The sequence below is a fragment of the Desulfocurvus sp. genome, from assembly GCF_023230885.1.
In the GTDB taxonomy this organism is placed as follows: Bacteria; Desulfobacterota; Desulfovibrionia; order Desulfovibrionales; family Desulfovibrionaceae; genus Desulfocurvus.
The window spans coordinates 1-19,031 of sequence record NZ_JALNWM010000041.1; the positions used below are offsets into that span (position 1 = coordinate 1).

A 19,031-nucleotide genomic window follows, 5' to 3' on the forward strand; every position below is an offset into this window, starting at 1 on the left:
CCTGCATGGTGGCGATCTTCTTGCCGACGAAGTCCTCCCACTTGGTGTACTGGCCCTTCTTGGCGAGCAGCTTCTGGCCGTCGAAGAAGTAGGTGATGGAGAAGTCGATGGACTTGTCGCGCTCACGCTTGTGGGTCATGTTGGCGATGGAGACATCGATGCGGCCCTGCTGCACGAAGGCGACGCGGGTCTTGTTGTTCACCGCGACGCGCTCCAGGGTGCAGCCCAGGCGCTTGGCCAGCTCCTCGGCCATGTCCACGTCCATGCCGACCCACTCCTTCTTGTCGTTGTAGAAGGCGCCGGGGATGGAGTCGGTCATCAGGCCGACGCGCAGGGTCTTGGTCTTCTCGATGTTGTCCCAGGCGGGGCCGGCCAGGGCGGCGGTGGCCGTCAGCAGGGCGGCCAAGCAGGACAGGGCGACGATCTTCGTCAGTTTCATGGTCTTCTCCTCGCTGTGCAGACGTTGGTGTGACGGTACGCTATCCAAGTCCCACCCTAGTGGGTGAGGATCTTGCTCAGGAAGTCCTTGGTGCGTTCGCTCTGGGCGTTGGTGAAGAACTCGTGGGGCGTGTTCTCCTCGATGAGGCTGCCGCCGTCCATGAACACGATGCGGTCGGCCACCTCGCGGGCGAAGCCCATCTCGTGGGTCACGCAGACCATGGTCATGCCCTCGCGGGCCAGGGTCTTCATCACGTCCAGGACCTCGTTGATCATCTCGGGGTCCAGGGCGCTGGTGGGCTCGTCGAAGAGCATGATGCGCGGGCGCATGGCCAGCCCGCGCGCGATGGCCACGCGCTGCTGCTGTCCGCCCGAGAGCTGGCAGGGGTACTTGTGGGCCTGGTCGGGGATGTTGACCTTGGCCAGCAGGCCCATGCCCAGCTCCTCGGCCTCGCGGCGGTCCATGCCGCGCACGAGGATGGGCGCCAGGGTGATGTTGTCCAGCACGCTCATGTGCGGATAGAGGTTGAACTGCTGGAACACGAAGCCGATTTCGGCCCGCAGCATGGTCAGGTTGGTCTTGGGGTCGCTCAGGCTGTGCCCGTCCACGATGATCTCGCCCTTCTGGATGGGCTCCAGGCGGTTGATGCAGCGGATGAGGGTGCTCTTGCCCGAGCCGCTGGGCCCGCAGACAACCACCACCTCCCCCTCGGCAATGTCCAGGGAGATGTCCTGGAGCACATGCATTTCGCCGTACCATTTGTTGACGTGGCGGAATTGTATCAAGGCTCCCTCCGGTGGCTGGTTTTCGCGGCGTGGGCCCTAGGTAGCAGAGACGTGCCCGCCGGGCAAGACGCTGCCGTCCGGGCCCGGGTGCTCCAGGGCCAGGGCCAGGTCGGCCAGGAAGGCGTCCACGTCGGCGGGCGTCGTGTCGAAGGATGCGACCCAGCGCACCTCGCCCGCGGCCTGGTCCCAGATGTAGAAGAACTGTTTTTGCAGCAGGGCCCGGGCGGCCTGGGGCGGCATGTGGGCGAACACCGCGTTGGTCTGCACCGGGCGCGAGATGCGCACCCCGGGCAGGGCGGCCGCGCCCTCGGCCAGGCGCCGGGCCATGGCGTTGGCGTTTCGCGCGTTGTCCAGCCACAGGCCGTCTTCCAGCAGGGCCGCGTACTGCGCGGCGATGAAGCGCATCTTGCTGTGCAGCTGCGTGGCCTGCTTGCGGATGTAGGGGAAGGCCCGGGCGCGCCCGGGATCGGCGAAGACCACGGCCTCGCCGAACATGAGCCCGTTCTTGGTGCCGCCGAAGGAGAGCACGTCCACGCCCGCGTCGAAGCTGATCTCGCGCAGGGAGCAGCCCAGGGCGGCGGCGGCGTTGGCCAGGCGGGCGCCGTCCATGTGCACGGCCAGCCCGTGGGCGTGGGCCCGCTCGGCCACGGCGCGCACCTCGTCGGGGGTGTAGACGGTGCCAAGTTCGGTGGCCTGGGTCAGCGACACGGCCCCGGGCTGGGAGTGGTGCGCGAAGCCCAGGCAGTGCAGGTGGCGGTCCACGGCCTCGGGGCCGATGCGCCCGTCCCGGCCGGGCTCCGCGTAGAGCTTGGCCCCGGTGACGCGCTCGGGGGCGCCGCATTCGTCCACGTTGATGTGCGCGCCCGCGCAGCAGATCACGGCCTGCCAGGGTTGGACCAGGGCGGCCAGGGCCGTGGCGTTGGCGCCGGTGCCGTTGTAGACGAAGAAGACCTGGGCCTGGGGGCCGAAATGCTCGGCGAAAAGCTCCCGGGCGCGGGCGGTGTGCGGGTCGTCGCCGTAGGCCGGGTGGTGGCCCGCATTGGCCTGGGCCAGGGCCTGCATGACCCTGGGGTGGACCCCGGAATTGTTGTCGCTGGCGAAGCTTGCGTGCGTCATGGGCGATCTCGGCGGCGGCGGGCCCGGTGTGTGGCCCCGCATCGCAACCCCGGGCTTGTAATCCGAAATGGCGGGCAGGTAAAGCGGTAATCGATCCTCGCGGGTGGCGCGGGGCGCGGGTCGCGGGCCGACCGACGCGGGGGCGCGCCGGGCGGGGAGGGTGCCGGGTGGGCCGGGCGGCGCCCGGTGCGCAGTCGTCCGGGGCCGGACCAGGACCGGGTCGGCTCCCGGCCGACGCTGCGCCGCCCGCCAAGGCGCCGGGGGCGTGCGAGCCGCCGGCCCAGGGGCCTCGCCCGGGGCCGCAGGGCGGCCGCGTCTTGCGGGCGCAATACCGGCGTCCGGCCAGCATCCGCCTCGCGCCCGGCCAGCGTCCGGCTAGCGCCCGGCCTCGCGTTCCTCGTGGCACTGGGTCAGCTCGCAGACGATCTCCACCAGCTCCACGGTCTGGTTCACGCGCCAGGAGAACTCCTCGGCGGCGAAGGGCTTGTGCAGGAAGTCGTTGGCCCCGTGCTTGAGGAACTTGGCGGTCATGGCCGACTCGCCCGCGCCGGAGATGCCCACGATGGCCAGCTGCTGCTTCTTGTAGCGGCGGCGGACCTCGCTGGTCAGCTCGTAGCCGTCCATCTCGGGCATCTCGTAGTCGGTGACGATGAGTTTGATGTCGGGGTTGGCGTCCAGGACTTCCAGGGCGCGCTTGCCGTTTTCGGCTTCAAGGACTCTGTAGTTCTGGATTTCCAGCAGGTTGCGCACGGTGTTGCGCGCCGTGCGCGAGTCGTCGACCACCAGGGCCTTGATGAACTGGTTCTTGAACAGGCGCTCGATCTTGCTCTCCACGTCGTCCAGGACCACGATGCTCTCCTTGAGCACATAGTCGGCCACGTTGCGCGCCAGAAGCGCGTCGCGCACGTCGTCCTTGAACGTGGCGGTGAGCACGATGACCGCCAGCCCGTGGGACTGCACCAGGTCCACCGCCTCGCCGTAGGGCGCGTCGGGCAGGTTCAGGTCGACCACGGCGGCGAATATTTCGTCGCGCATGGCGGCCAGCACGCGGGATGCCTCCTCCAGGGAGTCGGCGCTCACGGTGCGGAAGGTGGTCATGGCTTCCAGGTGGCGGCAGATGATCTTGGCCTGGACGTGGCTGTCCTCGATGACGAGAATCTTCTGGGCCTTGGTATCCGTTTCGCTCATGGCCGCTCCGGCGAGGCGTTGGTGTTGCGTGATGGCCGGCCGGGGTCGGCCGGGGCGGCCTGTTCGCTCCGGGCCGGGGGGGGACCCGTCCAAAGATGACCATGCCAGAAAACGGACCCATAGGAAAGGGCCGCGCCGGGGGTTGCGTCCGGGCGCGGCCCGGGGCATGCTGCCCAGGGGCCGCCCGGCCCGTTCGTGAACAGCATCAGGAGACAGAGCCCGTGGACATTTTCGAAGCCGTCTTCACCCGCCGCAGCGTGCGTTCCTTCCTGCCCGCGCCCGTCTCCGGGGAGCAGGTCCAGACCATGCTCGAGGCGGCCATGGCCGCGCCCAGCGCGGGCAACGCCCAGCCGTGGGAGTTCATTGTCGTCACCGATCGCGCCCTGCTGGACGCCATTCCCGGCATCCATCCCTACGCGGCCATGTGCCGCCAGGCACCCCTGGCCTTCCTGGTCTGCGCCGACACCGGGCGCGAGAAGTACCCGGGCTTCTGGGTCCAGGACTGCTCGGCCGCCGTGCAGAACCTGCTCCTGGCCGCGCGCGGCCTGGGCCTTGGCGCGGTGTGGACGGGCATCCATCCCGTGGCCGAGCGCGAGGCCGCCTTCCGCGAGCTGTTCGGCCTGCCTGCGGGGGTGGTGCCCCTGGCCCTGGTCCCCGTGGGCCACACCTCGCTGCCCCAGGGCCGCAAGGACCGTTTCGAGGCCGCCCGCGTCCACCGCAACCGCTGGAAGGGGCGCTAGCATGGGCGCCGCCACGGGAGTGGTCACCGTCACCGCGCGCATCACCGCGCGCCCCGGCCGCCAGGAGGCCCTGCGCGCGGTCATGGCCCCGCTCGTCCGGGCCACCCGGGCCGAGCCCGGGTGCCTGCGCTACGACCTGCTGGTGGCCGGGGACGACCCCTGCGCGTTCCTGATGTTCGAGGAATGGGTTTCGGCCCAAGCCCTTGCCACGCATCAGCAAAGCGCGCATATTGCCGCTTTCCGCGCGGCGGCGGAGCCCCTGCTGGAGGGTTCCGTGGTCCGGACCTTCGCGGACGTGGACGTGGCCGGACGCCGGGAGTAGCCCGCCCGGCCCCCGGGAAAACAGGGCGCGGCGCGCATCCGGGCGGAACCGGGGGCGGCGGGCGCCCCAAGCCAACCAGAGGACAGTCATGCCCGGACCCTTCGATCCCGTCGCCATCGGCGGGTTGCAGCTCAAGAACCGTTTCGTGCGCTCGGCCACCTGGGAAGGCATGGCCGGGGAGGACGGCTCGGCCACGCCCCGGCTGGCCGCCCTGTTGCGGACCCTGGCCCGGGGCGAGGTGGGGCTGGTCATCCCCGGGCACGCCTATGTGCGCCCCGAGGGCCAGGCCGGGCCGTGGCAGCTCGGCGCCCACAGCGACGCGATGGTCCCCGGGCTGGCCAGCCTGGCCCAGGCCATCCACGAGGGCGGCGCGGCGGCCTGCTGCCAGCTGGCCCACGCCGGGCTGCGCGCGCGGCGCGAGCTGACGGGCCTGGATCCCGTCGGCCCCTCGCGCTTCGACGCCTCCGGGCACGACCGGGGCTGCCGCGTGCTGGAGGAGGGCGAGCTGCAAGCCCTGGCCGGGGCCTTCGGCGCCGCCGCCCGCCGCGCGCGCGAGGCCGGGTTCGACGCCGTGCAGATCCACGCCGCCCACGGCTTCTTGCTCTCGCAGTTCCTCTCCGCCCAGTTCAACCTCCGCGAGGACGGCTACGGCGGCCCCCTGGAGAACCGCTCGCGGCTGCTCATGGAGGTCTACGCCGCCGTGCGCGCCGCCGTGGGGCCGGGCTTCCCCGTGCTGGTGAAGATCAATTCCAACGACTACCTGGTGGTCAACAAGACCGCCTTCCACGACCAGGACATGCTGGCCGTGTGCGCGGCCCTGGCCGGGGCCGGGCTGGACGCGGTGGAGCTGTCCGGCGGCACTCCGGATTCGGGCAAGTACGCCCCGGTGCGCATGGGCATCATCCGCGAGGACCGCGAGGGCTATTACCGCCTGCCCGCCAAGTGGTTCAAGGAGCGCCTGGACCTGCCCCTGATCCTCACCGGCGGCATCCGCTCCCTGTCCAAGGTCCGGGAGTTCCTGGACAGCGGCCTTTGCGACTGCGTCGGCCTGAGCAGGCCGCTCATCTGCGAGCCGAACCTCGTGCGCCGCTGGCACGAGGGCGAGACGCAGCCCTCGCTGTGCAAGTCGGAGAACATGTGCTCCAAGGCCGCCCGGGCCGGGGAGGGCCTGCTGTGCAAGCTGCGCCAGGTGCAGCGCCGCGCCCGCGAGGCGGCCCGGGGCTGACCGGGGCCGCCAGCGCCCCCCGGGGGCGACGACGGCGCCGCCGTTCCCTCGCGGGAGCGGCGGCGCCTGTGTGTTCGCGGGGCGGGCCGCCCGGGAGAAGGGCGGCCCGCTGTCGGAGCGCGGAGCGCGCTACAGCTTCTTTTGCAGCCGCGCGCGCAGCCAGATGGCCACAAGGTTCATGCCCAGGACCAGGGCGATGAGCACCAGGGCCGTTCCGTATTGCAGGGGCCGGGTGACCTCGATCTCCGTTCCGGCGGTGGCCAGGACATAGATGTGGTACGGCAGGGCCATGACCTTGCTGAAGATGGAGGAGGGCATGGTCGGGGTGAAGAACACGGCGGCGGTGAACATGATGGCCGCCGTTTCGCCCGCCGCGCGCGACAGGCCGAGGATGGATCCGGTGAGCATTCCCGGCAGGGCCGCGGGCAGCACCACGCGCGAGATGGTCTGCCATTTGGTGGCCCCCAGGCCCAGGGACGCCTCGCGGTAGGTGTCGGGCACGCTGCGCAGGGCCTCCTCGGCGGTGCGGATGATGATCGGCAGCACCAGCGCGCCCAGGGTCAGCACACCGGCCAGGGTGGACACGCCAAGGCCCATGAAGGTCACGAAGAAGGCCAGGCCGAACAGGCCGAAGACCACCGAGGGCACGCCCGCCAGGTTGTTGATGCCCAGGCGGATGACGCGCACCAGCCGGGGGTTGGTGGCGTATTCGTTCAGGTAGATGGCCGAGGCCACGCCCAGGGGGAAGGCCACGATCATGGCCCCGCAGGCCAGGATGGCCGTGCCCACGATGCAGGGCCAGATGCCGCCCTCGGTCATGGAGTTGCGCGGCACCTCGGTCAGGAATTCCCAGGTGATGGCGGGCAGGCCGTTGTAGGCCAGGAAGGCGCAGATCACGAGCAGGGCCAGGCCGTTGACCACGGCGGCGCCCCGGAACAGGGTGAACCAGGTCTTCTCGACCAGGCCCCGGCGGCCCAGGCCGCCCCGGTGGTCGGCGCGGGCCTTGGTCCGCGCGGCGGCGGGCGCCGGGGCGGGGGCGATGGTGGTGCTCATGGCGGTCTCTCCGGTGGTGGACATGGATGCAGCCTCCGCCGCTAGAGGGTGGCGGCGCCGACCTGCTTGTGCTTGTTGGCGATGGTGTCGGCGACGATGTTGAAGATCATGGTGAACAGGAACAGCACGATGCCGGTGGCGAACAGGGCGTAGTAGTGGTCGCCCCGGAAGGGCGCCTCGGCCATTTCCGCCGCGATGCTCGCGGGCATGGGCCGCACCGGGGAGAACAGCGACGAGGGCACCATGGCCGCGCCTCCGGCGACCATGAGCACGACCATCGTCTCGCCGATGGCCCGGGACATGCCCAGGATGACGGCGGTGCTGATGCCCGACAGGCTGGCGGGCAGGATGACCTTGCGGATGGTCTCCCAGTGGGTGGCGCCAAGGGCCAGGGATGCCTCCTTGAGCTCCTTGGGCACGCTGAATATGGCGTCCTCGGAAATGGAGCAGATGGTCGGCACGGACATGAAGGCCAGCATCACCGCCGCGTTGAACATGTTCAGCCCGGTGGGGATGTCGAACACGTCCTGCAGGAAGGGCGCGAAGAGCACCATGCCGAAGAAGCCGATGACCACCGAGGGCAGCGCCGCCAGCAGCTCCACCACGGGCTTGACGTAGCCGCGCACCCGGGGCCGGGCGATCTCGGCCAGGTAGATGGCCGTCATCACGCCCAGGGGGATGGCGATGGCCGAGGAGGCCGCCGTCACCAGCATCGAGCCCACCAGCAGCGGGAAGATGCCGAAATCCGGCGGGTCGGCCGTGGGATACCACTCGTGGCCGAAGAGGAACTTGAGGGGCGGGTAGTCCTGGAAAATGGGCATGCCTTCCATGAACAGGAAGACCATGATCAGCGCCAGGACGAGGATGGACGTGGAGGCCGTGAAAAGAAAGGCCGACCGGATGCACTTTTCCTTGAGCTTGCGATCCATCATGGGCTGCGTTCTCCGCTGGGTGGGTCCGCCCGGTGCCGCTCCGACGCGCCGCCGGGGGACGTGTTTCCCTCCGCCGGCGCGCGCCGGCGGGGGGCTGCGCCGCCGGGGAGTCTCCCTCCCCCCGGCGGCGGGGCGTCCCGCCTAGTACAGGGGAACGTAGCCGGCGTCCTTGGCGTGGACCTGGCCGTACTTGGGGTTGAGCAGGTACATGACGAAGGAGGCCAGCTCACCCTCGGGCCAGCCCTTGGTGAACACATAGAGGAAGCGGGCGACGGGGTACTTGCCGGAGGAGGCGGTCTCGGGGTTGCCCTCGATGCCGTTGACCTTCACGGGCTTGAGGGCGGCGTTCAGGTAGCCGTAGCCCACATAGCCGATGGCGAACTTGTTCTTGGACACGGCCTGGGCCACGGCGCCGTTGGAGGCCTGGAGCAGGGCGCCGGCGAAGACGCGCTCCTTGTTCATGATCTTCTCTTCCCAGGTCTCGTAGGTGCCCGAGGAGGTGTCGCGCGAGATGACCACGATCTGCTTGTCCTCGCCGCCCAAGTCCTTCCAGTTGGCGATCTTGCCGGTGTAGACATCGCGCAGCTGCTCGATGGTCAGGTCGCCCACCGGGTTCTCGGGGTGCACCACGGGCACCAGCGCGTCGATGGCGATGGCGAAGGGCACGGGGTAGACGCCTTTCTCCATGGCCAGGGCCACTTCCTTGTCCTTCATGAAGCGCGAGGCCATGCACAGGTCGGTGGTGCCGTCGATGATGGCCTTGATGCCGTTGCCCGAGCCGCCGCCGGAAACGGACAGGGTGGTCTCGGGGTGGGCCTTCATGTAGGCCTCCACGGCCTTTTGCATGATGGGCAGCACGGTGGTGGAGCCGGACACGCCGATCTGGGCGGCCCAGGCGCTGGCCGAGAAGGCCACGACCATGAAGGCGGCAAGCAGCAGGTTCTTGATGCGCATGTGATCCTCCAAGCAAATTGGGTTGTGTGGGCACAGTCGGGTCGGCTGCCCTCGGCAACCGATGCGAGAGGTTTAGGCGTGCGATGTTACGGCGGGGTGACGGGGGGGCAGAGAATGTGTGACAGAAATGTGCGGCTTCAAGGGCTTGAAATAAATTAATATAATTTGGGGATTGCGTGGAGGGGCGGCCCGGTCCTGGCGCGGCCGGGCTTTGGCGCCGCCGGGGGGAGCGGGCGCCCTGGCGCCTGCCCCGGACCGGGCGGGCCGATGGCCGGACCGGGCAGGCCGATGGGCGCGGGCGCGGTTGCGTGACTGTCCGGTGACGTTTCTAAAACTTCTCTAGAAAGAGTTTACAGAGGGTGGCGATTGCACTAGCCTGCAAGGGAAACCCGGGCCCGAGGTCCCCCGGGGATGCTCCAGGCTGGAGCCGTCGGAGGTGGCGACACTGCGGAAACTCAGCCAGAAAGGATGGCCATCCGGCAATGCACCAGACCCCGAAGAATTACATCGTCGATACCAACGTTCTCATCGAGAATCCCTACAGCATCCTAAGCCTTCGAAACGGCAACGAAAACAACATCTACATTCCCTACCACGTCCTGATCGAGCTGAACTCGCTCAAGACCAACGCCCGCCTGCGGCATATCGTGGCCAAGGTCATCGACGTGCTGCTGGAAAACCGGGAGCACATCCGTTTCATCCGCAACGACGCCAGCGTTTCGCGCTTCACCGAGGAGGTGGTGGACAACTTCATCCTGCGCGAAATCAAGGACAGCCCCGAGATCGCCGACCCCATCCTGGTCACCAACGACCGCATCCTGCAACTCCAGGCCGGGATGCTGGACATCGCCAGCGAGGAGTTCAAGGACTCGAAACCGTTCGAGTCGGAGTCGCAGCTCTACACCGGCTTTTGCGACAACGGCGCCGAGCCCCTGCCCAACAGCTTCCGCTGGGTGGAGGGCAAGCCGGTGCTCCACTCCCCCGGGGGCGACCGGGCCGTCACCTGGCAGCACACCCCCTGGAACATCAAGCCCCGCTCGGTGTACCAGAACCTGGCTCTGGAACTGATCATGGACGACGCCATAGACCTGGTGTCCGTGCAGAGCGAGGCCGGTTTCGGCAAGACCTACCTGGCCCTGGCCGCCGCCCTGTACCTGACCCTGGAGAAACGCCGCTTCGAGAAGATCTATGTGCTCAAGCCGACCATCGAGCTGGGCGCCAAGCTGGGCTTCCTGCCCGGGGCCATCGAGGAGAAGATGGAGCCCTATGTGCGCTACATCATGGACCTGGTGCTCAAGCTGCACGCCCAGCGCCCGGCCAACAAGATCTTCGCCGACCCCGAGGCCCATGCGCCGCGCTACAACACCAAGCGTTTCGAGATCCTGCCCCTGGCCTTCATCCGGGGCATGAACATCGAAAACGCCATCGTCATCGTCGACGAGTGCCAGAACCTGTCGCGGGCCGAGGTCCGCGCCCTGCTCACGCGCATGGGCGAGGGCGTGAAGTGCCTGTGCCTGGGCGACACCAGCCAGGTGGACAACCCCTACCTCAGCGAGTCCAACAACGGCCTGAACTGGATCGTGCGCAAGTTCAAGGGCTTCGACAACTACGCGCACATCGTGCTCAAGGGCGACCGTTCGCGCGGGCCCATCACCGACCTGGTGCTGCGCTCCAAGCTGTAGCGCCCCGCGCCGGGGGCCGCAGAACGCCCGGGGCCGGGCCGGGGACTGTTTGGCGCGGTCCGTCGCGTTTCCCGGCTCCGCTGCTCGCAACACTACGATCTTCATGGTAAAATATGCACAAAATCCGCTTGACTATAACTCGGAACTCATTTTATGAGCGGTATGCTGCATGCGGAGACGGAAATTGAAGGTCGGGGTATCTCACGGGAACATCTGGTCGAAATCCTCTTTTTCCCCTTGACATTGAGGTTGATCATGGTGATTCTCTCCCTATGAATTAGTCGCCGCATGTTGACGGGCTTTGCTCGGCAACGTGCGGTTTTTTTTTGAGGGGGAACAATGTCGAATGGCGAAAAGAGGGCACTGTTCCTTTTTGACGGGCCGAATTTTTATCGAAACCTTAAGGATGCGCAGCTTGATCGGGGGCATCTTGATTTTCGGCGGCTGGCTGAAACGCTTGCCGGACCGAGGACCATTGTGGGGGTGCTCTTCTTCACGTCGCCGGTCGACCGACAGACGGAACCGGAGAATGCTGCGGGCCAGCAGCGCTTTTTCGCCAAGCTACGAGCAAGCGGCGTGATCTTGCGCTTGGGAAATCTTGTTTCCCGAAAGCGCCGATGCAGTGCCTGCGAAGCCGAAAGCTATTTCAAAGTCGAGAAATCTTTAGACGTACAAATTGCTATGGAATTGGTCCTCGGCTGTGCCGAAGATCGTTATGATGCGGTCTATCTGGCGTCCTGCGATTCCGATCTCGTTCCAGCGATCCGTTACGTTCGTTCCAAAGGCAAGGATGTCTTCCTGCTCTGGCCCGAGGGTTCGAAGTGTCATGCGGCCAGTAGTGCTTGTCGAGTGACAATCCCCATCAAACAGGCAACATTGGACGCAGCCCAGAGTTGCATCTGAATTTTCTATCCTGCACGGCCTCGAAGAACGTGTCGCGCTCCACGGGGGTGAAGCCCGCCTGTTCGATGGCCTCGCGCAGGCGGGCCACGGTCAGGCCCTTGGGGCTGCTGGCGCCCGCCGCGTGGCCGACCTTCTCCTCGATGAGCGTGCCGTCGAAGTCGTCGGCCCCGGCGGCCAGGGCCAGCTGCGCGGGCTTGATGCCCGAGAAGGCCCAGTACGCCTTGATGTGGGGCACGTTGTCCAGGAACAGCCGCGACAGGGCGATCATCTTCAGGTAGTCCTGCCCGTCGGTGCCCGGGGCGCCCAGCTCGTTGTTGCCCGGCTGGTACTGCAAGGGGATGAAGCACAGGAAGCCGCCGGTGCGGTCCTGCAACTCGCGCAGGGCCGCCAGGTGCTCCACGCGGTCGGCCCAGGTCTCCACATGGCCGAAGAGCAGGGTGCAGTTGGTGCGCAGGCCCATGCCGTGGGCCAGGGCGTGGATTTCCAGCCAGTCCTTGCCGGGCAGTTTTTCGGGGCACAGCCGCTGGCGCAGCGCCGGGGAGAAGACCTCCGCCCCGCCGCCGGGCAGGGCGTCCAGCCCCGCGGCGCGCAGCTCTTCGAGGACCCGGGCGCGTGTGCGGCCGTAGCGCCCGGCCAGGTAGGCCACCTCCACCGCCGTGAAGGCCTTGACCCGCAGCCCGGGCCGCGCGGCCTTCACCCGCGACACCAGCTCCAGGTAGTACTCGTAGGGCAGGTCGGGGTTCAGCCCGCCCACGATGTGCACCTCGCGGATGGGTTCGTCCGCCCGCTGGGCCACCAGGGCCGCGGCCTGCTCGGGGGTGTGGGTGTAGGCGCCCTGGTCCCCCGCGCGCTTGGAAAAGGCGCAGAAGCGGCAGGCGTTGGCGCAGATGTTGGTGTAGTTCAGGTGCTGGTTGTAGACGTAGAACGCCTTGCGCCCGTGGCGCCGCGCGCGCGCGGCGCCGCCCAGTTCGCCCAGGGTGTGCACGTCGCAGCCCAGGGCCAGCTCCAGGGCCTGTTCCGCCTCCAGGCGCGCGCCGCCGCGCACCGCGTCGATGATCCGCTGCATGATGTCGTCCTTGGAAAGCAGGATTGCCGCCCGGCCGCGCCGCGCGCCGGGCCACCATACGGACGGGCGCGCGGCGAGTAAAGGGGCGCCCCGGCGCTGCCCCGGCGCTGTTGGGGCCGCCCGGGCGTGGCGCGGCCGACCTGCGCCGCCCGGGCCTAGCGCTTGCGGGCCCTGGGCCGGGGGGCCTCCTGGTCCAGGAGTTCGAGGTCCACCTCCAGGCGGGCGAGGCTGACCCCGCCCAGGCGCACACGGAGCTTCTGGCCCAGGGCGAAGCGCTTGCCGGTGCGCTCGCCCAGGATTTCCTGGCGGTCGGTGAGGTAGTGGTAATAGTCGTCGGACAGGGTGGACAGGCGGACCATGCCCTCGGCCATGACCTCGTTGAGCTCGACCCAGAACCCGTAGTCGGACAGGCCGTTGACGATGCCGGTGAAGGTTTCGCCGACCTTGTCCTCCAGGAAGAGGATGGTCAGGCGCTTGAGGATTTCGCGCTCGGCGTCGGCGGCCACGCGCTCGCGGGCGCTGATGTGGTCGGCGATCTTCTTCATGGTCGCGGGGCGGGGCAGGGGCTCGCGATCCGCGACCAGGGCGGCCTTGAGGGCGCGGTGGACCACCAGGTCCGCGTAGCGCCGGATGGGCGAGGTGAAGTGGCAGTAGCACTCGGAGGCCAGGCCGAAGTGCCCGGTGTGCTGCGGGGAATAGACGGCCTGCATCATGGAGCGCAGCACCAGCCGCCCGGCGAGGAACTCCAGGTCCGTGCCCTGGGCGGCGGCCAGCAGGGTCTGGAGGTCGGTGGGGGCGACGGCGGCGCCCGGGGCGGGCAGCCTGGGCGCCAGCTCGGTGCGCGAGAGCAGCTTGAACACGGCGCGCAGCTTGTCGGCGTCGGGCGCGGGGTGGATGCGGTACATGCAGGGCAGCCCGCGCGCGGTGAGCAGCCGGGCCACGGCCTCGTTGGCCGCGATCATGAACTCCTCGATGAGCTGGTGGGCGAAGGTGCGCGGGCGCGGGCGGATGTCGGCGGTTTCGCCGAGCATGTTGAACAGTATCTCGGGCTCGGGCAGGTCGAAGTCCAGGCTGCCGCGCGCGGTGCGCACGCGGTGGAGCACGCGGGCCAGCCGCTCGGCTTCCTCGAGCATGGGCAGGACCTCGCCCAGGGCCTGGCGCTCGGCGGGGTCCTTTTCGTCCAGGGCGCGGTGGACCTGCATGTAGGTCAGCCGGGCGTGGCTTTTGATCACGGCGGCGTGGAAGCGCTCGTCGCGGGGCTGGCCGTCGGCGGTGAAACCGATCTCGGCGACCATGGCCAGCCGGGGCACGTCGGGGTTCAGGCTGCACAGGCCGTTGGAGAGGGCCTCGGGGAACATGGGCTCCACGGACTGCGGGAAATAGTAGGAGTTGCCGCGCTCGAAGGCTTCGCGGTCCAGGTGCGACCCGGGGGCCACATAGTGGCTCACGTCGGCGATGGCCACGGTCAGGCGCCAGCCGTCGCCCTCGCGGCGCACATGCACGGCGTCGTCGAAATCGCGGGCCTTGGCGCCGTCGATGGTCACCAGGCCCAGCCCGCGCAGGTCCTTGCGGCCCTCGAAGTCTTCGGGGCCGGGGTCGCCGGGCAGGGCGCGGGCTTCGTCGAGCACCCGGCGGGGAAACTTGCGCGGCACGCCGTGGGCCGTCTTGACCAGTGATTCCTGGACTTTGGGGTCGTTTTCCGCGCCGAGGTTCTCGGCGGCGGCCCCGGCCCAGAGCCCGGCGTCGAGCTTGTCGCCGGGCAGGACGTGGACGATGTCGCCGCGCTCGGGCTCCTCGGCCAGGGGCTTGGTGTCGGCCATGACGTTGAAGTGCAGGCGCGGATCGGTGGGGAAGGCCAGGTACAGGTCGGGCCCCAGGCGGCGCTCCACGCGCACGGGCAGGGTCTTGAGCCCGCGCGAGAGCACGCGCACGATGCGCCCTTCGGGGCTTTTGCCCCGGCCCTGGCCGTCGCGCCCGCCGCGCGGGGGCGCCACGGCGACCATGACCTCGTCGCCGTGCCAGGCGTCGCCGAAGCTGCCGCGCGGCACGAAGATGTCCTTGCGGCGCTGGTCCTCGGGGATGACGAAGCCCACGCCCGAGCGCTGGACCTGCAAGCGGCCCTTGACCAGGGACATGCTCTCGGTCAGCCCGTAGGCCCCGCCCCGGGTGCGGATGATGCGCCCGGCCTCCAGCAGGGCGGCCAGCACGGCCTTGAGGTCGCGCTTGAGGTCCTTGCGCAGGTCCAGCCGACGCAGCAGCTCGGTGGTCCGCAGGGGTTGGCGCGCCTCGCGGAAGGCGCGCAGCACGGAGGTCTGGTCCAGCCCGGAGGGGGCGGAATCCGCTTTTTGGGGTTTGCGTTTGCGGGCCATGCGGGGCTCCTGGGCTCGGGTGTCGGATGGGGCGGCGCGGGCGCCGCTGGGGCGATTGTACAGCAGGGGGCGGGAATGGCAACCGCCAAGGCGGCGGCGGTCCGGTGGCGGCGCGGTGGCGGGGCGGCTGCCCGGCGCCGGGGTCAGGCCCGGGCCACGGCGGCCTCCCACCACAGGGGGAAGGCCTGGTCGGTGAACAAGGCCTCGCCGAAGGCCAGGGTGGTGTCGAAGGTCCAAAGGGGAATGGCGCCCGCTCCGGCGAGTTTCACGGCGTCCTTGGCGGTGCACAGCACATGGGCGGCGCCCCTGCGCCGGGCCTCGGCGTCGATGAAGTCGCGGTCGGCCGGGGTGTAGGCGTGGTGGTCGTCGTAGCGCAGGTGGTGGGCGGGCGGCGCGCCCAGCAGGGCCCGGGCCGTGGCGGCCACCTGGTCGGGCTCGCCCACGCCGGTGACCAGCAGGTACGGCTCGCCGCCGAAGCCGCGCGCCGTTCCGCCCCCGTCCAGGCGCACCAGCCCGCGCACGGCCAGGGAGAAATTGAACACCGGCTTGCGCAGGGGCTCCAGGTGGCGGCGGATCAGCGGGGCCAGGGCCCGGAACTCGTCGGGCGGGCAGTTGATGAGCAGGGCGTGGGCGGCCTCCAGGGCGGTGTGCCCCTCGCGCCAGGGCCCGGCGGGCAGCACGCGGTCCCAGTCGGCCACCAGGTCCGCGGGCCGCAGCAAAACGAGGTCGATGTCGCGGGCCATGGCCAGGTGCTGGAAACCGTCGTCAAGCACGAGCATGTCGGGCGGGTCGGGGGCCTGGGCCAGGGCCAGGGCGGCCCGGGGCCGCCGGGGGTCGACCACCACGCGGGCCCCGGGATGGGCCCGGGCCAGCAGCAGGGGTTCGTCGCCCGCCTCCCGGGGGGTGGCGTCGGCGCCGACCAGGTAGGGCAGCTGCGGCGGGCTGGCCTTGTAGCCCCGGGTGAGCACGGCGGGCCTGCGCCCGGCCTTGAGGGCCCAGTCGACGATCCAGTCGGTGAGCGGGGTCTTGCCCGTGCCGCCCCAGCAGATGTTGCCCACGCTGACGGTGAGCCACGGCGCGCGGTGGGCGCGCAGGGCGCCGCCCGCGTAGGCGCGGCGGCGCAGGCGCATCAGCGCGGCGTACAGGCGGCCGGGCGGCCGCAGCAGGGGCGAGAGGGCGTCTTGCAGGGGGACGAGCTGGCGCATGGGCAGAATCCGGGGGCGGCGGGGCCGCCCCCGGGCGGGTGCGGGTCTAGTTGCGCGAGGAGCCCATGAAGCGCAGCAGGAACAGGAACAGGTTGATGAAGTCCAGGTACAGGGTCAGGGCGCCGAGGATGGTGCCGCGGCGCAGGGCGGCGGCGTCGCCCGCCGGGGCGGTCTCGCCCATGACCTTGAGCTTCTGGGTGTCCCAGGCGGTCAGGCCGGTGAACAGGATCACGCCCACGCCGGAGATGATCCAGTCGAGCTGGCTGGACTGCATGAAGATGTTCACGACCATGGCGATGATCAGGCCGAAGACGCCCATCATCAGGAAGCTGCCCATGGCGGTCAGGTCGCGCTTGGTGGTCATGCCGTAGACGCTCATGGCGCCGAACATGCCCGAGCAGACCAGGAAGGTCTTGAACACCGAGGCCCCGGTGTAGGCGATGAGCACGCTGGACAGGGACAGGCCCATGGCGCAGCTGTAGGCCAGGAACATGCCCGTGGCCATGCCCGGGGACATTTTGCGGATGCCCGCCGACAGGGCGATGACGAAGCCCAGGGGCGCCAGCAGGACGATGAACATGCTGATCTGGTTGCCGAAGATGAGCTGGAGCATGGTCGGGCTGGTCGCCGTCATGAAGGCCACGGCTGCGGTGAGCGCCAGGCCGGCGGTCATCCAGCCGTACACGCCGCGCATGAAGGCGTTGAGGACCACGGCTCCGGTGCGGGAAACGCCCGCAGTCTGGTACCTTTGCATTGTCTCCTCCGAATTCACGGTTGCGTTCAGGGTTTCCTTTCCCTTCGACTAATAAACAGCATCCGGGCCCCTGGCAAGAGAAAGCGGGCGGACGGCGGGGCTCAGGGGCGGTTCTTGGGGTCCATGCGGTCGCGCACGGGGGCGGCCTGGGCCCAGGTCGGCTCGCTCCAGCCCAGGGGGGTGGTCCGCGCCGGGGCGACGCTGACGGTGCGCTGGGCCCCGCCCTGGCGCACGGCCACGGTCACCGGGCCGCCAGCGGCCACCGCCCGGGGGCTGAAGGAGGCCACGAAGGCGGCGGCGTCGGCCACGGCCCCGAGGTCCCAGGGCCCGGCCAGCTCGCGGCCCACGGCCAGGGGCCCCGGGTAGCCCTGGGTCACGAAGACCAGGTCCTCGGGGCGGGCCAGCTCCGAGAGCCGGTCGTTGCTCTTCTTGTCGCGGCCGATGGACAGCCAGTGCGTGCCGGACCAGTACTGCCGCCCCACGTTGGCCAGGTGGAAATGGGCCGCCGGGGGCTCGGCCACGGCGGCGAAGATCGGCGCGTAGCGCTTGGCCGAGGGCTCTTCGGTGAGCAGGCAGCCGCCCGCCGGGGTGGGGATGTCGGTGATGCCGAGGTCGCGGGCCAGTTCGAGCTGCGCGGTGCGCCCCCGGCCCCAGAAGCCCAGGAGCCGCTGGCGGTCGACCAGGCCCGAGGTCTCCATGGGCGTGGGTTCCTGGCGCAGGGCGCACAGGGGCCGCAGCAGGACATCGCGGGTGCCGGACTCGTTGCGCACGCTGTTCATGGAGTCCTGGCGCTGGGACATGGGCCGCTGGCCGACCACCTCGCCGGTGACGATGAACCGCGCGCCGTAGCGCTCCATCAGCTCCCGGGCGCGGGTGAGCATGAGAATCTTGCAGTCCACGCAGGGGTTGAAGAAGCGCCCGAACCCGAAGCGCGGCCCGGCCAGCATCATGCGCACGAATTCCTCGCCCGCGTCCACGGCGGCCAGGTCCAGCCCGTAGGTCCGCCGCCAGTAGCCCAAGCGGCGCGGGTGGCCGAAGAAGGGGCTGGTGAAGTGCAGGCATTTGACCGTCAGGCCCTGGGCCTCGATGACCTTCACGGCCAGCAGGGAATCCAGCCCGGCGCTGAACAGCGCCACGGCGTCGTAGGTTTTCTTGCTCATTGGGTACTCTCGCGGGCAATGTCCCGTGGCAGGGCCTATACTGCCTGGGCCCCGGGCTGGCAAGGGCGCGCCCCGCCGCGGCGGGGCCGGGCCCCGCGATCCAGCCGCCCCGGCCCCTCCCGGGCCGCCCCGCCGCGCCCCCGCCGCCCCGGCCCGCGCCGTGTACAGCGCTGTTGCCCGCGGCCGCGCCTTTTGCTATGTCGTGGCTCTTCGCACACAAGACCCCCGCCCAGCCAGGAGAACCAGCATGGCCCGACGCCCCCAAGCCAGCCCCGAGGAAATGCGCCGCGAGGCGCTGGACACCGCGCTCTCCACCATCGAGCGCAAGTACGGACAGGGCTCCGTGATGAAACTGTCCGACGAGGCCCACGTCCGCATCCCGGTGATCCCCACGGGGTCCATCGGGCTGGACCTGGCCCTTGGCGTCGGCGGCGTGCCGCGCGGGCGCGTCACGGAGATCTACGGCCCCGAGTCCTCGGGCAAGACCACCCTGGCCCTGCACCTCATCGCCCAGTGCCAGAAGCAGGGCGGCACCGCCGCGTTCATCGACGCCGAGCACGCCCTGGACGTGAGCTACGCCAGGCGCCTTGGCGTGAACACCGAGGAGCTGCTCATCTCCCAGCCCGACTACGGCGAGCAGGCCCTGGACATCGCCAGCCTGCTGGTGCGCTCCGGGGCGGTGGATGTCATCGTCATCGACTCCGTGGCCGCGCTCATCCCCCAGGCGGAGCTGTAGGGCGAGATGGGCGAGTCGCAGGTGGGCGGGCACGCGCGGCTCATGTCCCACGCCCTGCGCAAGCTCACCGGCACCATCCACAAGTCGCGGACCTCGGTGGTCTTCATCAACCAGATCCGTATGAAGATCGGCGTCACCGGCTACGGCAACCCCGAGACGACCACCGGCGGCAACGCGCTGAAGTTCTACTCCTCCGTGCGCATGGACATCCGGCGCATCCAGACCCTGAAGGACAAGGAGGAGGCCTACGGCATCAAGGCCCGGGTCAAGGTGGTCAAGAACAAGGTGGCCCCGCCCTTCCGCGAGGCCCTTGTGGACATCCTCTACGGCACGGGCATGAGCCGCGAGGGCGAGCTCATCGACCTGGGCATCGAGCACAAGATCATCGAGCAGAGCGGCTCC

The 19,031-nt window shown here is 69.5% G+C and carries 17 protein-coding genes and 1 pseudogene; 6 read left to right on the plus strand and 12 right to left on the minus strand.

Features of this window, described 5'->3' with window-relative positions; all coding sequences use genetic code 11:
• From M0P34_RS04540 to M0P34_RS04555, 4 genes are all read right to left on the minus strand, one after another.
• A partial coding sequence (locus M0P34_RS04540; protein WP_291496824.1) for a transporter substrate-binding domain-containing protein occupies positions 1–439 on the minus strand: 439 nt, incomplete at its 3' end.
• A gap of 56 nt (positions 440–495) precedes the next feature.
• Positions 496–1,224: an amino acid ABC transporter ATP-binding protein gene (locus M0P34_RS04545; protein WP_291496825.1), complete on the minus strand. Its 729-nt coding sequence runs from the start codon at positions 1,222–1,224 to the stop codon at positions 496–498.
• A gap of 36 nt (positions 1,225–1,260) precedes the next feature.
• Positions 1,261–2,340 carry a beta-eliminating lyase-related protein gene (locus M0P34_RS04550; RefSeq protein ID WP_291496827.1) on the minus strand — a complete coding sequence of 360 codons (1,080 nt, stop codon included), beginning with the start codon at positions 2,338–2,340 and terminating at the stop codon, positions 1,261–1,263.
• A gap of 375 nt (positions 2,341–2,715) precedes the next feature.
• Positions 2,716–3,528: a response regulator gene (locus tag M0P34_RS04555; RefSeq protein ID WP_291496828.1), complete on the minus strand. Its 813-nt coding sequence runs from the start codon at positions 3,526–3,528 to the stop codon at positions 2,716–2,718.
• A 221-nt stretch (positions 3,529–3,749) separates the two neighbouring features.
• Between M0P34_RS04555 and M0P34_RS04560 the strand changes: the two genes are divergently transcribed.
• The 3 genes from M0P34_RS04560 (at position 3,750) to M0P34_RS04570 (ending at position 5,815) form a co-directional block, all read left to right on the plus strand.
• A complete protein-coding gene (locus M0P34_RS04560; protein WP_291496830.1) occupies positions 3,750–4,268 on the plus strand; it encodes a nitroreductase family protein in 519 nt (172 codons plus the stop codon).
• Position 4,269: 1 nt separating this feature from the next.
• The gene (locus M0P34_RS04565; RefSeq protein ID WP_291496833.1) at positions 4,270–4,590 is read left to right on the plus strand and encodes a putative quinol monooxygenase; all 321 of its coding nucleotides are present in this window, start codon (positions 4,270–4,272) and stop codon (positions 4,588–4,590) included.
• Between the two features lie 88 nt (positions 4,591–4,678).
• A complete protein-coding gene (locus M0P34_RS04570) occupies positions 4,679–5,815 on the plus strand; it encodes an NADH:flavin oxidoreductase (protein ID WP_291496835.1) in 1,137 nt (378 codons plus the stop codon).
• A gap of 129 nt (positions 5,816–5,944) precedes the next feature.
• Here M0P34_RS04570 and pstA read toward each other — a convergent pair whose 3' ends face one another.
• From pstA to M0P34_RS04585, 3 genes are all read right to left on the minus strand, one after another.
• A complete protein-coding gene (gene pstA, locus M0P34_RS04575; protein WP_291496837.1) occupies positions 5,945–6,892 on the minus strand; it encodes a phosphate ABC transporter permease PstA in 948 nt (315 codons plus the stop codon).
• 17 nt (positions 6,893–6,909) lie between these two features.
• Positions 6,910–7,797 (minus strand): phosphate ABC transporter permease subunit PstC, encoded by an 888-nt coding sequence (gene pstC / locus M0P34_RS04580; RefSeq protein ID WP_291496855.1) that lies wholly within the window; start codon positions 7,795–7,797, stop codon positions 6,910–6,912.
• Between the two features lie 144 nt (positions 7,798–7,941).
• Entirely contained in the window at positions 7,942–8,754 is an 813-nt protein-coding gene (locus tag M0P34_RS04585) for a PstS family phosphate ABC transporter substrate-binding protein (protein ID WP_291496839.1), read from the minus strand.
• Positions 8,755–9,236: 482 nt separating this feature from the next.
• On the opposite strand from M0P34_RS04585, the gene M0P34_RS04590 reads away from it, so the two are divergent.
• Positions 9,237–10,436: a PhoH family protein gene (locus M0P34_RS04590; RefSeq protein WP_291496841.1), complete on the plus strand. Its 1,200-nt coding sequence runs from the start codon at positions 9,237–9,239 to the stop codon at positions 10,434–10,436.
• 339 nt (positions 10,437–10,775) lie between these two features.
• Positions 10,776–11,339 (plus strand): NYN domain-containing protein, encoded by a 564-nt coding sequence (locus M0P34_RS04595; protein ID WP_291496843.1) that lies wholly within the window; start codon positions 10,776–10,778, stop codon positions 11,337–11,339.
• On the opposite strand, the gene mqnE is transcribed toward M0P34_RS04595, so the two are convergent.
• The 5 genes from mqnE to M0P34_RS04620 form a co-directional block, all read right to left on the minus strand.
• Complete coding sequence (gene mqnE, locus M0P34_RS04600; RefSeq protein WP_291496845.1) at positions 11,299–12,405, minus strand: aminofutalosine synthase MqnE; 1,107 nt, start codon at positions 12,403–12,405, stop codon at positions 11,299–11,301. The genes M0P34_RS04595 and mqnE overlap by 41 nt on opposite strands.
• A 155-nt stretch (positions 12,406–12,560) precedes the next feature.
• Positions 12,561–14,774 carry a ribonuclease R gene (gene rnr / locus M0P34_RS04605; RefSeq protein WP_291496847.1) on the minus strand — a complete coding sequence of 738 codons (2,214 nt, stop codon included), beginning with the start codon at positions 14,772–14,774 and terminating at the stop codon, positions 12,561–12,563.
• Between the two features lie 143 nt (positions 14,775–14,917).
• A complete protein-coding gene (gene lpxK / locus M0P34_RS04610) occupies positions 14,918–15,979 on the minus strand; it encodes a tetraacyldisaccharide 4'-kinase (RefSeq protein WP_291496849.1) in 1,062 nt (353 codons plus the stop codon).
• Positions 15,980–16,025: 46 nt separating this feature from the next.
• Positions 16,026–16,733: a Bax inhibitor-1/YccA family protein gene (locus M0P34_RS04615; RefSeq protein WP_291496851.1), complete on the minus strand. Its 708-nt coding sequence runs from the start codon at positions 16,731–16,733 to the stop codon at positions 16,026–16,028.
• A gap of 101 nt (positions 16,734–16,834) precedes the next feature.
• Positions 16,835–17,893, minus strand: coding sequence for a tRNA(5-methylaminomethyl-2-thiouridylate) methyltransferase (locus M0P34_RS04620; RefSeq protein WP_291496853.1), 1,059 nt, complete (start codon positions 17,891–17,893; stop codon positions 16,835–16,837).
• A gap of 247 nt (positions 17,894–18,140) precedes the next feature.
• Here M0P34_RS04620 and recA point away from each other — a divergent pair.
• Positions 18,141–19,031, plus strand: a pseudogene (recA, locus tag M0P34_RS04625) (recombinase RecA); the annotation flags it as partial.